This window comes from Zestomonas ipomoeae (assembly GCF_057128665.1).
Window position 1 is genome coordinate 152,733 of the sequence record NZ_JBSKHQ010000003.1, and the last position, 13,293, is coordinate 166,025.

Below are 13,293 nucleotides of genomic sequence, written 5' to 3' on the forward strand. Positions count from 1 at the left end.
GCCCGCCTAACCCCCGCCCGCCAGGTGCCGGGCCAGACTGTCGGCCAGCCCGTTGGCCGCGGGGCCGAGCGACTCGTCGCGGCGACAGACCAGCTCGACCACCAGCGCCGGCGGCGTCCAGTCGCTATGCAGTTCCAGCAGGTGCCCCTGGTAGGCCGGGTACTGCGCCACATGGCGCGGCAGCCATGCCCAGCCGAGGTTGCGCATCAGCAATTCAGCCATCGCGTAGAAGCTGTCGGCGCGCCAGATCTGCGGGCTGATCTGCTCGCCGCCGGGATAGCGGCTGTCCTGCGGCGCCATCAGCAGTTGCCGATGCTTCGCCAGCTCGCGGCGATCGGCATAGGGCAGGCGGGCCAACGGGTGGCTGGCACCGCACACGGTGACCATGTCGATGGTGCCCAGGCGCTGGCGTTCCAGCGCCTCCGGCATGCCCTCGTGATGGAACAGCAGGCCGAGGTCGGCCCGTCGTTCCAGCAGCTTGCGCGCCACGTCGCCCTGGGCACCGCTGGCCAGTTGTACCTCCAGCAGCGGGAACTCGATGGCCAGCGCCTCCAGGCTGGCCAGCACGGGCGGATAGGGCATGGCTTCGTCCAGCGCCAGGCGCAGACGCGCTTCCTCGCCTCGCAGCAAGCCATTGGCGCGCCCCTGCAAGCGCTCGCACTGCTGCAGGACCGCCCGCGCCTCCTCCAGCAGGGCCGTACCCGCCGCAGTGAGCTGCGGCACGCGCCCGCCGCTGCGCTCGAACAGCCGTACGCCGAGATCGTCCTCCAGCAGCGCCACCGCCTGGCTCACCGCCGATTGGGCCCGGCGCAGCGCGCGCGCCGCCGAGGAAAAGGAACCGTGCTCGCACACAGCGACGAAGGCACCCAGCTGGTCCAGATTCCATTGCACAACCTATCTCCAAAGCAGATAGCTTTTAACTTTCAGCCATCATTAAAGTCTCTAGAATCGCCTGCAGTCAAAACGCTCGCAGAGGACATCGACATGACCGGCTATCTCTACCTGGGCATCGCCATTGCCGCCGAAGTGGTCGCCACCACGTCGCTGAAAGCCGTAGACGGGCTCAACAGGCCGCTGCCGCTGCTGCTGGTGGTGGCCGGCTACGGGTTGTCGTTCTGGATGCTGACGCTGGTGGTCAAGAGCATCCCCATCGGCATCGCCTACGCCATCTGGGCCGGTCTCGGCATCGTGCTGGTGAGCATCGCCGCGCTGGTGCTTTATCAGCAGCGGCTGGACCTGCCGGCGATGCTGGGCATGGCGCTGATCGTCGGCGGCGTGATGGTGATCCAGCTGTTCTCTGCCAGCACCGGTCACTGACGGCACACCCCGAGCGGTTATACTGCCCGGCAGTTCTTCCTACCAAGGCAGTCCCATGTCCCACGCGCTTTCCACAGATGTGCTGATCGTCGGCGGCGGCGTCGCCGGCCTCTGGTTGAATGCCCGCCTGCGCCGCCAAGGCTTCGCCACCCTGCTGGTGGAAAAGGCCTGCCTCGGCGGCGGGCAGAGCCTGAAATCCCAGGGCATCATCCACGGCGGCGCCAAGTATGCGCTGCACGGGGCGCTGACCGGCGCCTCCGAGGCCATCGCCGACATGCCTCGGCGCTGGCGCGAGGCACTGAGCGGCGGCGGCGATCTCGACCTGTCCGGCGTGCGCGTGCTCTCCGATGCCCACTACCTGTGGTCGCCCGGCACCCTCGCCGGCAACCTGACCAGCTTCTTCGCCAGCAAGGCGGTGCGCTCGCGGGTCGATCAGGTCAAGGGCGATGCCCTGCCACCCGCCCTGCAGCACCCGAAGTTCAAGGGCAAGGTCTACCGTCTCTCCGAACTGGTGCTGGACGTGCCGAGCCTGCTGCAGCGCCTGGAGCAGCTGGCGGGCGACAGCCTGCTGGCCGCCGACGAGATCGCCCCGCTGCGCGACAACGGCGAGCTGGCCGGGCTGATTATCGATGGCCGGGAGATTCGCGCACAGCGCGTGGTGCTCTGCGCCGGCGCCGGCAATGCCGAATTGCTCAGCGCCCTCGGCCTGTCCGAGCCGGCCATGCAACGCCGGCCGCTGCACATGGTGCTGGTCAAGGCCTCCACCCTGAAGCCGCTGTATGCCCACTGCCTCGGCGGCGGGCCGAAGCCGCGCGTCACCGTCACCAGCCACCCGGCAGCCGATGGCCAATGGGTTTGGTACCTCGGCGGCGACCTGGCCGAAGCCGACGGCGTGGCTCGCGACGAGACCGCGCAGATCGCCGCCGCGCGCAAGGAGCTGGGCGACCTGCTGCCGTGGGTCGACCTGTCCGACGCACACTGGGCAACCCTGCGGGTGGAACGCGCCGAGCCGGCGCAATCCGGCCTGGTGCGCCCGGACAACGCCTTCCTTGCCGAGCAACACCGCCTGCTGGTCGGCTGGCCGACCAAACTGGCGCTGGCGCCGGACTTCGCCGACCGCGTGCTGGCGAGCCTCGAACGTGACCAGATCCAACCCGGCGAACACACCGCCCTGCCCCCCCTGCCCCGCCCATCGCAGGCACGCCCGGTCTGGGAGGAACTGCTATGAGCAAGACCCTGCACGGTCTGGAGCGCCCCCTGGGCAGCACCGGCCTGGTGGTTTCGCCGCTGGGCCTGGGCACCGTCAAGTTCGGCCGCGACCAAGGCGTGAAGTACCCCAACGGCTTTCGCATACCCGATGATCACGAGGCCCGCCAACTGCTGGCGCTGGCCCGCGAGCTGGGCATCAACCTGCTCGACACCGCACCGGCCTACGGCATCAGCGAGGAGCGCCTCGGCCCGCTGCTGCGCGGCCAGCGCGACCAGTGGGTGATCGTCAGCAAGGTCGGCGAGGAGTTCGCCAACGGCCAATCGCATTTCGACTTTTCCGCCGAGCATGCCCGCCGCTCGGTGGAACGCAGCCTCACGCGCCTGGAGACCGACTGCATCGACCTGCTGCTGGTGCATTCGGACGGCAACGACGTCGCCATCCTGCGCGAGGCCGGCGTCTACCAGACGCTCGCCGACCTCAAGCGCGAGGGCAAGATCCGCGCCTACGGGCTGTCCGGCAAGACCGTCGAAGGTGGCCTGCTGGCCTTGCAGGAGGGTGACTGCGCGATGGTCACCTACAACCTCAACGAGCAAGGCGAGAAGCCCGTGCTGGACTACGCTGCCGCCCACGGCAAAGGCATCCTGGTGAAGAAGGCGCTGGCCAGCGGCCATGCCTGCCTGGCACCGGGCGTCGACCCGGTGCGCGCCAGCTTCGAATTGCTGTTCGACCACCCCGGCGTGACCGGCGCCATCGTCGGAACGATCAACCCCGTGCACCTGTCCCATAATGTCGCCACCGCCGCCGCGGTGATCCACCGCCAAGCCCGCTGACGAAAAGGAATCGACATGCCGAGCACCCTGGCCCGCAAGGATCCGAGCACGTTCAAGACCCTGCCGATCTTCGTCGAGGCCAACCCGGACGGGCTCAGCTATCAGAGCCTGGGTATGCCGCTGAACTTCGCCCAGATGCTCGAGCGGCGCCGACCGGTGACGGTCGCCGACAGCCAGCGCTTCGCCCTGGAGCTGGCCAACCTCGGCGTCTCGGTGCGCCTGACCCTGGAATGGCAGGATCGGGAGTATTGGGTGCTGGTGCGCCAGCGCCGCCAGGATCGCGGCGACGTGGTGCTCAAGCTGATTTCCGGCTACGTGCCGGCCCACGAACTGAACCTGCCGCTGCTCACTGCCATCCAGGAAGTCGCCGAGGAATGCCTGCTGGAGACCCCGGATGGCTGGCTGGTCGGGCGCTTTGCCGACACCTGGCTGCCGACCCCCTACCAGGGCACGCTGCGCTATTACGAGAAAACCCCGTTCCAGCTAAGCCCGCTGTCCGGCGCCGCGCGGCCGGTGCAGTGCGGCAATCTGCGCCTGCTGGAGCGCCCACGGGCCTACGTGCACCTGCCCACCGCCTCGCTGCAGCTGGTCTATGACCTGCGCCTGGAGCTGCCGAAGGAAGCCAGGCAACTGAGCCTCTGGCATGTCGACGAGTGCCTGGAAGGCAGCGAACTGGTGGCCCAGCTCAATCGCGACCGCCCCGACCTCTACGTGATCCCCCTCGACCAGGGCCAACCCACCGCCGAGCTGTTCACCCTGCTGCAGGGCGAGCTACATCCGGCCACCACCGAGGACCTGTACCTGGCGGAAAGCTTCGCCGAACAGGAAGGCTGGGTCGTGCGCGCCGAGCGCATCAGTTGGCAGGACTGGCTGGCGCGCCACAACCTCGCCAGCGGCTAGGCAAAAAGAGACCCCGCCAGGCGGGGCCGAATCGGGCACTTCTGACTTACTTCAACTCGCTGGAACTCTTGCCCAGCAGGCGCCGGGCGATGATCAGCAACTGGATCTGCTGGGTGCCTTCGAAGATGTCGAGGATCTTCGAGTCCCGCGCCCACTTCTCCAGCAACTCGTCCTCGCTGTAGCCGAGGGCGCCAGTCAGTTCGACACATGCGAGCGTCACCTCGCTGGCCACCCGCCCGGCCTTGGCCTTGGCGATCGAGGCCTCCTTGGAATTGGGCAGCTTGTTGTCGGCCATCCAGGCCGCCTTCAAGGTCAGCAGACGGGCGGCTTCACACTCGGCTTCCAGCCGGTAGAGCCTGGCCTCGGCATGGCTGACGCTGAGCAACGGCTTGCGGTAATCGAAGCGGCAACCGGCCTTTTCCAGCAGCTCGCGGGTGCGATCCAGCGCCGCCTTGGCCACGCCGACCGCCATGCCAGCCACCAGCGGGCGGGTGTTGTCGAAGGTTTCCATCACCCCGGCAAAGCCCTTCTGCACGTCGATCTCGGGGTTGCCCAGCAGGTTGGCGGCGGGCACCCGGCAGTCGCTGAAACTGATCGAGGCGGTGTCCGAGGCCTTGATGCCGAGCTTCTTCTCCAGGCGGGTGACCGCCATGCCCGGCGTGCCGCGCTCGACCACGAAGGACTTGATCGCCGCCCGCCCGAGGCTCTTATCCAGGGTCGCCCAGACCACCACCGCATCGGCCCGTGCGCCGGAGGTGACGAAGATTTTCTCGCCATTGAGGATGTAGTGGTCGCCGTCGCGCACGGCCGTGGTGCGGATGGCCGCCGAGTCCGAGCCGCAGCCCGGCTCGGTGATGGCCATCGCGGCCCAGGTGCCGGCGAAGCGCTGGAGCTGTTCCTCGTTGGCCACCGCGGCGATGGCGGCATTGCCCAGGCCCTGGCGCGGCATGCCGAGCAGCAGACCGACGTCGCCCCAGCACAGTTCCATTACGCCGAGGCAGGCCGCCAGGTTACCGCCGTTCTTGATGCCCTCCTGCACCTGGATCGCCTTGCGCTTGCTCGCCGAGCCGGCGCCCACCGCTTCCGGCGAGCCGGCGTTCATGCCGTCGAGCAGCGCCGCCAGCAGGTCGAGCTCCTTGGGATAGGCATGCTCGGCCTTGTCGTACTTGCGCGACAGCGGCCGGAAGTAGTGCTCGGCCACCTGATGGGCCTGGTCCACCAGGCCGCGGAATTTCTTTGGGGTTTCCAGATTCATCATGATTTCCTCAAAGCTGCAGGCCGCCGGCCATGACGGCAATGGCCCGCAGGTCGCGGTACCAGCGCTCTACCGGATGTTCCTGGGTGAAGCCGTGGCCACCGAGCAGTTGCACGGCGTCGCTGCCGATCTTCATCGCCTTTTCGGCGCAGAGCAGCCGGGCCAGGTAGGCTTCGCGGGCGAATGGCAGGCCCTGTTCGGCCCGCGCACAGGCACGCCAGACCAGCAGGCGCATGGCGTCCAGTTCGATGGCCAGGTCCGCCACCATGAACGCCACGCCCTGGCGATGGCTGATCGGCTCGCCGAACGCCTGGCGCTCGTTGCAGTAGGGAATCACATAGTCGAGTGCCGCCTGGCAGCAACCGACCGCCAGGGCGCACCAGGCGAGGCCGGCGTGATCGAGGAAACTGCGGTAGTCGAACTGCTCGGCGGCCAGGCGCTGATCCAGCGGCACCTTGACGTTATGCAGGCGAATCCGCGCGGTGGCGGCGGCGCGCAGGCCCATGGCCGGCTCGGCGCGGCGCTCCACCCCCTTGCTGTCGGCGTCCACCAGGAACAGCGCCGGGCCCTCGGCGGTCTGCCCGGCGACGATCAGGCTGCGCGCGTCCAGCCCGCGCAGCACCAGACACTTCTCGCCGCTCAGCAGGTAGTGGCGACCCTTGCGCCGGGCACGGGTGGCCGGCTGCTGCGGATCGGCCAACAGCGTCGGCTCGGCCACGGCAATCGCAGTCAGGGGGGCCGGCTCGGTATCGACGAAAGCCGGCAGCCAGCGCGCCTGCTGTTCAGGCGAACCCCAGCGGCGCAGGCAGTTGGCAGCCGACAACGGCACCAGCAGGCCCGCCGCCAGGGACAGGTCGCCGTGGGCCAGGGCCTCGGCGATCAGTGCATTGCTCACTGTGGTGCGCTCGCCAGCCATGCCCCCCTGCGCTTCCCCGACCCCGTAGTGGGCCAGGCACAGCGCCTCGGCCTGGGCCAGCACCTCGGCGGGTATCCGCGCCTGGGCATCGGCCTCGTGGGCGGCCGGGCGCAGGACGTCGCCGGCGAAGCCTTGCAGCATCTCCACCAGCATCTGCTGCTCGTCGCTCAGCGACAGGTCGAACAAAGCGTTTGTCGAACCCGTCCGTGGCTCGCGATTCTGCTTCGCAGCGCGCTCGGCGACCAGGCGAAAGCCGGCCCGGCTGCCGCTGTAGATGAGGCGCTCGAAGGGCTTGCGCAGTTTCAGGCGGTCGGGCCAATCGGCCTGGGCCATGCGGTTGAGCATGGCCAGGGCTTGGCCCTGCAGGAGGCTGGTCATCGGCATCTCGCTTGGCAGAGAAGGGATGACCGGATGATGCGCGCGAATGGCGGCAGCGCCTATGACCGCACAGCCGCGCGCCTATGGCAGGCGAGCCACTGGCGGCGAGCGCTACTTGTTGCGGATCTTCTCGACGATGGCAGTGGTGGAGCTGTTCTCCACCAGGCCGAGCACCTTCACCGCACCGCCGTAGGCCTTGACGATATCGGCGCCGACCACCTGTTCGACGCCATAGTCGCCGCCCTTGACCAGCACGTCCGGCTTCACCTCGGCCAGCAGTCGCTCGGGGGTGTCCTCGTGGAAGCTCACCACCCAGTCCACCGCACCGAGGCCGGCGAGCACGGCCATGCGCCGGTCCACCGAATTGATCGGCCGGCCCGGCCCCTTCAGGCGGCTGACGGAGGCATCGTCGTTGACCGCGACGATCAGTCGGTCGCCCTGGGCGCGAGCCTGCTCCAGGTAGGTGACATGGCCGGCATGCAGGATATCGAAGCAGCCATTGGTGAAGACGATCTTCTCGCCGTGGGCGCGGGCGTCCTCGATGGTGGTGAGCAGTTGCTCGGCGCTCAGCACGCCGCGCTCGGAGCCCTGCTCGCGCTGCACCGCGCGACGCAATTCGGGGGCGCTGATGGCCGCGGTGCCGAGCTTGCCGACCACGATGCCGGCCGCCAGGTTGGCCAGCGCCACCGCCTGCGGCAGCTCGGCACCGGCCGCCAGGCTGGCGGCCAGGGTGGAGATCACCGTGTCGCCGGCGCCGGTGACGTCGTACACCTCGCGGGCGCGGGCCGGCAGATGCAAAGGCGCATGGTCGGGGCGCAGCAGCGTCATGCCGTGCTCGCCGCGGGTCACCAGCAACGCGCCCAGCTCCAGCTCGCGCATCAGCTCGGCGCCCTTGCTCACCAGCTCATGCTCGTCGGCACAGCCGCCAACGATGGTTTCGAATTCGTGCAGGTTGGGCGTGATCAGGCTGGCGCCGCGATAGATCGCGAAGTCCTTGCCCTTGGGGTCGGCCAGCACCGCCACACCGCGCTGGCGGGCCGCCTGGATCAACGCCTGGTGGTTCTTCAGCGCACCCTTGCCGTAGTCCGACAGCACCAGCACCTTGACCCCGTCGAGCAGCTCGTCAACCGCAGCGGCGATGGCGGCGGCGTCGGTATTGAAGGGCTCTTCGAAATCCATGCGCAACAGTTGCTGGTGGCGGCTCATGACCCGCAGCTTGACGATGGTCGGCTGGTTGTCGATGCGCTGGAAACGAGTCCTGACGCCGACGGTTTCCAGGCTGTCGCTGAGGCTGTCGGCGGCCTCGTCCTCACCGGTCACGCCGACCAGGGTGGCCGGCGCGCCCAGCGCGGCGATGTTCAGCGCGACGTTGGCGGCGCCGCCGGGACGATCCTCGATCTGCTCGACCTTGACCACCGGCACCGGCGCCTCCGGGGAAATCCGCGAGGTACCGCCATGCCAGTAGCGGTCGAGCATGACATCGCCTACCACCAGGACGGGGGCTTGGTCGTAACGGGGCATGGACAGTTTCATCGGGACTCCAGGGGCGGCGAAAACGCCGGCGATCATAACATGGGGGCAGCACGGCTCAGGGCCGCGGCGCGCGTGGCCTACAAGTGGCGCACCCAGAACAGCTCATGGCGACGCACCGCCTTGCGGAAGAATTCGTCCTCACCGGTTGCGGGCCAGCGGCGGCCGGCGAGGAGGTGCTGAATCCAGCGGCGCAGGCGTTTCTTTGTCGGCAGCGGACCCTGCAAGTCATGCTGCATGGCCAGCGCCATCGCCTTGTCCAGGCGGTTCTCGGCATTCAGCGACAGGCTCCACAGACCGTCAGCCGGCAGCGCCTCGATGGCCGGCGGCAGCGCGATGCCGGTGTCCGCCGGGCCCATCGGCCAGCGGTCGTTGTCGTGCAGGTGGTTGGCATAGAGCAGCAGCGTGCGCGGCTTCCAGGCGCTGGCGGCGATGGCCTCGAGCAGCGCCTGCGTGGCGGCCACGTGGTCGGCGTGGGGGTCCAGCTCAGGGTGCGGGGTGACCAGCACCTCGGGGCGGAAGTGCTCCAGCAGGGCCGTGAGGTCGGCTACCAGATTGTGCCAGCTTGGCACGCCATCGGCGTCGGCCGGCAGGCGCAGCGGATTGTGTCGGCGCAGCGGACGGACATCGCTTTCCCCGGACTCCCGCGAGCCGAACCCCTGCTCCGGCGCGGCGGCCATCGCCGGCAATTGCAGGCAGTAGTAACCGAGCTGTACACAGCGATCCCCCGACACGCCACCCCACAGCGGTACGGCCAGGCTGTCCCAGCCACGCAGGCGGCCCTTCAGGCGGGCGGCGGCGGCGCGATCCAGACCGAGGCGCTGGAAGCGCTCGGCCTCGATCTCGCCCTGGGTGACGGTGACGATGCTCGCCTCACCCGCCCGGCTATACAGCCCGAACGCCGCCAGCTCGGCATCGTCGGCATGGGGCGCCAGCACCATCAGGCGCTGCCCGGCGTAGTCCGGGTTGGCAAAGGCGAACAGGCGGGCTTGCGTCGCCAATCGGCAGCGGCGGCCGCGAATACTCAGCCGGCCGGCGGCCAGTGCATCGCCCTGCCCGGTCAGGTTGAGGTAGCGCCGGCCATTGGCAGCCCGTTCGAAATCCTGGCGGTCGTCGCCGATCAGCACATGGGGGTCGAACCAGCGGCCGAGCCAGGTGGCTCGCAGTGCCACCTGCAGGACCAGGGTGTCCGACATCGGAACATCGCCTTCGACCTGTAGATAGCCATCGACCAGCGCAGCCGGGCGTTCGGTCGTGTCTTCGGGAAAGACGTAGCGGTAGTCATCCCGCGGCGAATAGAACAGATGATCGGCGAACCACGCCTCGTGGGCGATCCAGCCCAGCAGCAGAAGCAACGGCACCCACCACCAGGCGACGAGAATGCCCAGCAGGGCCAAGCCCAGCAATGCCACCAACAGCGCGATACGCTTGTGCCGCCGATGCCGCTTCAATAATTGCTGCTTGCGCGCGCTCATTCGGCCTACACCTGATAGACCGGCACCCGGTGGCACCAGCGGTCCTTGTATTCGCGATCGGCACGACCGAAGGAATAACGCAGCGGCTTGCCGATGGCCCGCGCCTCTTCCCAGGCTTGCTGGGTATTGACGAAGCTGAGCACGCTACCGGGGCTGAACTCGCGGTTCTGCGGATCGACGCCGCCGTTGATGTATTCCAGAGAGACCCATTGCGGCGCCTCGACCCGGTAGAGGATCTGGATCGCCACCGGCGTCTCGTCGAGGAACACCACCGATCCGGTCATGAACTCGCGCAGCAGCTCGAACACCGTCGCCAGATGCGCCTTGCCGGTGGCCTCGAAGCCCCAGCGGCGCTGGAACAGATCGGCATACATGGCCGCCTGCTCGGCGGCGCTGAACGCCAGCACCGGCTTGAGCAGCCCGCCCGCCTCTTCCAGCAGGCGCAGCTCGCGACGCTGGTTGTAGCGAAACTTCTTCGAATAGTCTTCCGGCTGGCGAGCCAGTGCCAATCCCTCCGGCTGTTCGCGCAGGGTGGCGATGCGCTCGGCATTCAGCTCGGAGACATAGCGCATGCGCTGGCGCACCGGCACGCGGGCATCGGCCGCCACCGGCAGGATGGTTTCGGCGTTGCCGAGGTCGAACAGGCCGCGCTTGCCGTGGCGCTTGAGCACATCCTTGGACAGTGCCAGGTGGCGACCCCAGGTCGGCATCGCCGCCTTCAGCTCGCCGCCCTCCAGCCAGCCGAGATAGCGCACCGGGATACCGGCCAGGTCGGCCAGCCGCGCGACCACCTGCGGATGGGTCGCCACGCTGCCGCCGAAGCGCTGCCAGGCGGCGGCGTAATCGCCAGCGTCAATGGGCGTCCAGCCGCGTTCGCGCCAGGCGCGCAGATAGTTCAGCATCAGGCGTCTTGCCCCACCGGCAGCTCGTCGCCTTCCTCGAACTGTTTGGCGTGCAGACGCGCGTAGTAGCCATTCTGCGCCAGCAGCTCGCTATGGGTGCCACGCTCGACGATGCGCCCCTGATCCATCACCAGGATCAGATCGGCCTTTTCGATGGTGGTCAGGCGGTGGGCGATCACCAGGGTGGTGCGGCCCTTCATCACTTCATCCAGGGCTGCCTGGATATGCCGCTCGGACTCGGTGTCCAGCGCCGAGGTGGCCTCGTCGAGAATCAGCAGCGGCGCGTTCTTCAGCAGGGCGCGGGCAATCGCCAGGCGCTGGCGCTGGCCACCGGAAAGCAGCACGCCGTTCTCGCCCACCAGCGTGTCGTAGCCCTGCGGCATGGTCCTGATGAACTCGTCCGCATAGGCCGCCTCGGCGGCGCGCAGAATATCTTCTTGCGGCGCACCGGCGAGATCGCCATAGGCAATGTTGTTGGCCACGGTATCGTTGAACAGCGTGACGTGCTGGGTCACCAGGGCGATGTGCTTGCGCAGATTGCGCAGCGTAAAGCTCTCGACCTCCACGTCGTCCAGCAATATCTGCCCGTGCTCATGGTGATAGAAGCGCGGGATCAGATTGGCCAGCGTCGACTTTCCGCTGCCAGAACGCCCTACCAACGCCACCATCTGGCCAGGCTCGGCGGTGAAGCAGATATCGTCCAGCACCATCTTGTCAGTGCCCGGATAGCGGAAACTGAGATTGCGCACCTCCAACCGCCCGCTCACCCGCTCGCGCTCGACGGTGCCGGTGTCCATCTCGGGCTCGCTGTCCAGTTGTTCGAAGATGCTCTCGGCCCCGGCGACACCGCGCTGGATAGTCGAACTGACTTCGGACAACTGGCGAATGGGCTTCGGCAAGAGGCCAGCCAGCGTAATGTAGGCGACCAGGTCGCCAGCACTCGAATCCCCACGCATGAACAGCACCAGAAACATCAGTACCGACATGGCGGAGTAGATCACCAGTTGCAGCATCGGCGTATAGACCGCCCCGGTACGGGTCATGCGCAGTTGCTTGGCGGTATTGTCCTCGCTGGAGCGCAGAAAACGTTCCTGCTCGTAGGCCTCACCACCGAAACTGCGGACCACCCGGTAACCCTGGATGGTTTCGGAAGCGATATGGGTGACATCGCCCATCGCCACCTGGATTTTCTTGCTCTGTTTGCGGAATTTCCGACTAGTGCTGACCACCATCAGCCCGATGACGGGCAGGATAGCTACCATCACTAGCGTCAGCTTCCAGTTCATCCATAGCAGCGTGCCGAACAGAAAGATTACTGTCATACCTTCCCGCACCACCACCTTGATGGCGTCCGTGGCGGCACCGGTAACCATGGTCACATTGTAGGTAATGCGTGAGATGAGGTGGCCGGAGCTATTGCTGTCGAAATACCGGTTCGGCAAGACCAGCAGATTGTTGAACAGGGCAACCCGCAGGTCATGCACCAGCCCCAGAGAAACCTTCGCCAGGAAGTAATTGCCCAAGAAGGAACCGATCCCCTGCCATAGAGCAATGAGCACTATCAGCAGGGGCACTGCTTGCAGCAATTGCAGATTCCGCAGATAGGGCACTTGCGGGAACAGGCTGGCTTCCGGGTTGGCCAGGCCATCGACAAAATATTTGAGAATGTAGCCGAGCATCGGCTGGGTGGAAGAGAAAATCAGAAAGCCGATGACACTCAGGCAGAATAGGCCGACATAGGGCCTTACATAGCGAAGCAAGCGCAGATAGATCGCTAGACTGGAGGGCTGGCCTGAGCCTTGCGAGGGTGAGTTCATACCGGAAATCCCTGGAAAAAGGCCGCGTATGCTACCACAGCGCTGCCCAGCATGCCGGAAAGTCGCTGCCTGCCAGCAACAAGCCCGCTATAATGCGCGCCGATGAATTTTTCCGAGCGGAACATGCAGAGAATCAAGCTGCCGTCACTGAAGAGTCTAAGTGACGGCGCAGAAGTTATTGAGCGGGATCGCCGAGGGCCGAAAGTCCTTAAGCTGCCAGACAACTCCTTCCTCAAGCTGTTCAGGCGTAAGGAGTTCTTCAGCTCTTCTACACTGTACCCCTACGCTCAGCGCTTCATAGACAATGCAGCAACCTTAGCGAAGCTGAATATTGCATGCCCTGTACCATCCGCACTCTACGAACTGCGCGAACAACACTGCGATGCGCTGCGCTATTTACCGCTCCCCGGAAAAACCTTAAGGCAACTGAGCCCCGAGATCCCAGCCATCGATTTGGCCGAGTCGCTTGGGCGTTTCATAGCGGAGCTGCATGAACAGGGCGTGTACTTCCGCTCCCTGCACCTTGGCAACATCGTCCTCTGCGAGCCGGATCGGCTGGGGCTGATCGACCTCTCGGACATGCGCTGCCTGGGTCGACCGCTCTCTAAATTCCGCCGCCTGAGGAATTTCAAGCATCTTCTTCGCTACGAAGAGGATCGAACCTGGCTATTCCGGAACGGAGCGGAAGCGCGCTTCCTAGACGCCTACAACCAAACCGCCTCGCTTGTGATTGATCACAAGACGATTGCCAACTTTTGAATAG

12 protein-coding genes are annotated in these 13,293 nt (G+C 66.6%); 5 read left to right on the forward strand and 7 right to left on the reverse strand.

What is annotated here, in order from left to right; genetic code table 11:
- Positions 1-6: 6 nt before the first annotated feature.
- Positions 7-891, reverse strand: coding sequence for a LysR family transcriptional regulator (locus ACWKV7_RS06375; RefSeq protein ID WP_483856815.1), 885 nt, complete (start codon positions 889-891; stop codon positions 7-9).
- 93 nt (positions 892-984) lie between these two features.
- On the opposite strand from ACWKV7_RS06375, the gene ACWKV7_RS06380 reads away from it, so the two are divergent.
- Genes ACWKV7_RS06380 through ACWKV7_RS06395 form a run of 4 tightly spaced genes read left to right on the forward strand, consistent with a single transcriptional unit; the run spans position 985 to position 4,257 of the window.
- Positions 985-1,317 carry a DMT family transporter gene (locus tag ACWKV7_RS06380; protein WP_483856816.1) on the forward strand — a complete coding sequence of 111 codons (333 nt, stop codon included), beginning with the start codon at positions 985-987 and terminating at the stop codon, positions 1,315-1,317.
- A 55-nt stretch (positions 1,318-1,372) separates the two neighbouring features.
- On the forward strand, positions 1,373-2,545 hold the full coding sequence (locus ACWKV7_RS06385; protein WP_483856817.1) for an NAD(P)/FAD-dependent oxidoreductase: 1,173 nt from the start codon (positions 1,373-1,375) through the stop codon (positions 2,543-2,545).
- Complete coding sequence (locus tag ACWKV7_RS06390; protein WP_483856818.1) at positions 2,542-3,357, forward strand: aldo/keto reductase; 816 nt, start codon at positions 2,542-2,544, stop codon at positions 3,355-3,357. The genes ACWKV7_RS06385 and ACWKV7_RS06390 overlap by 4 nt, the downstream gene beginning before the upstream one ends.
- Before the next feature lie 15 nt (positions 3,358-3,372).
- Positions 3,373-4,257 (forward strand): metal ABC transporter ATPase, encoded by an 885-nt coding sequence (locus ACWKV7_RS06395; RefSeq protein WP_483856819.1) that lies wholly within the window; start codon positions 3,373-3,375, stop codon positions 4,255-4,257.
- Positions 4,258-4,303: 46 nt separating this feature from the next.
- Here the strand turns inward: ACWKV7_RS06395 and ACWKV7_RS06400 are convergent, their stop codons facing one another.
- From ACWKV7_RS06400 to msbA, 6 genes are all read right to left on the reverse strand, one after another.
- Positions 4,304-5,512: an acyl-CoA dehydrogenase family protein gene (locus tag ACWKV7_RS06400; RefSeq protein ID WP_483856820.1), complete on the reverse strand. Its 1,209-nt coding sequence runs from the start codon at positions 5,510-5,512 to the stop codon at positions 4,304-4,306.
- A 10-nt stretch (positions 5,513-5,522) separates the two neighbouring features.
- Complete coding sequence (locus ACWKV7_RS06405) at positions 5,523-6,806, reverse strand: acyl-CoA dehydrogenase family protein (RefSeq protein ID WP_483856821.1); 1,284 nt, start codon at positions 6,804-6,806, stop codon at positions 5,523-5,525.
- A gap of 111 nt (positions 6,807-6,917) precedes the next feature.
- Positions 6,918-8,339, reverse strand: a complete 1,422-nt coding sequence (gene hldE / locus ACWKV7_RS06410) for a bifunctional D-glycero-beta-D-manno-heptose-7-phosphate kinase/D-glycero-beta-D-manno-heptose 1-phosphate adenylyltransferase HldE (RefSeq protein ID WP_483856822.1) — start codon at positions 8,337-8,339, stop codon at positions 6,918-6,920.
- A gap of 77 nt (positions 8,340-8,416) precedes the next feature.
- Complete coding sequence (locus tag ACWKV7_RS06415) at positions 8,417-9,811, reverse strand: PIG-L deacetylase family protein (RefSeq protein WP_483856823.1); 1,395 nt, start codon at positions 9,809-9,811, stop codon at positions 8,417-8,419.
- 5 nt (positions 9,812-9,816) lie between these two features.
- Positions 9,817-10,713, reverse strand: coding sequence for a GNAT family N-acetyltransferase (locus ACWKV7_RS06420; RefSeq protein WP_483856824.1), 897 nt, complete (start codon positions 10,711-10,713; stop codon positions 9,817-9,819).
- Positions 10,713-12,530 carry a lipid A export permease/ATP-binding protein MsbA gene (gene msbA / locus ACWKV7_RS06425; RefSeq protein ID WP_483856825.1) on the reverse strand — a complete coding sequence of 606 codons (1,818 nt, stop codon included), beginning with the start codon at positions 12,528-12,530 and terminating at the stop codon, positions 10,713-10,715. Before msbA ends, ACWKV7_RS06420 begins: the two co-directional genes overlap by 1 nt.
- A 123-nt stretch (positions 12,531-12,653) precedes the next feature.
- Between msbA and ACWKV7_RS06430 the strand changes: the two genes are divergently transcribed.
- On the forward strand, positions 12,654-13,289 hold the full coding sequence (locus tag ACWKV7_RS06430) for a BUD32 family EKC/KEOPS complex subunit (protein ID WP_483856826.1): 636 nt from the start codon (positions 12,654-12,656) through the stop codon (positions 13,287-13,289).
- Positions 13,290-13,293 lie beyond the last annotated feature (4 nt).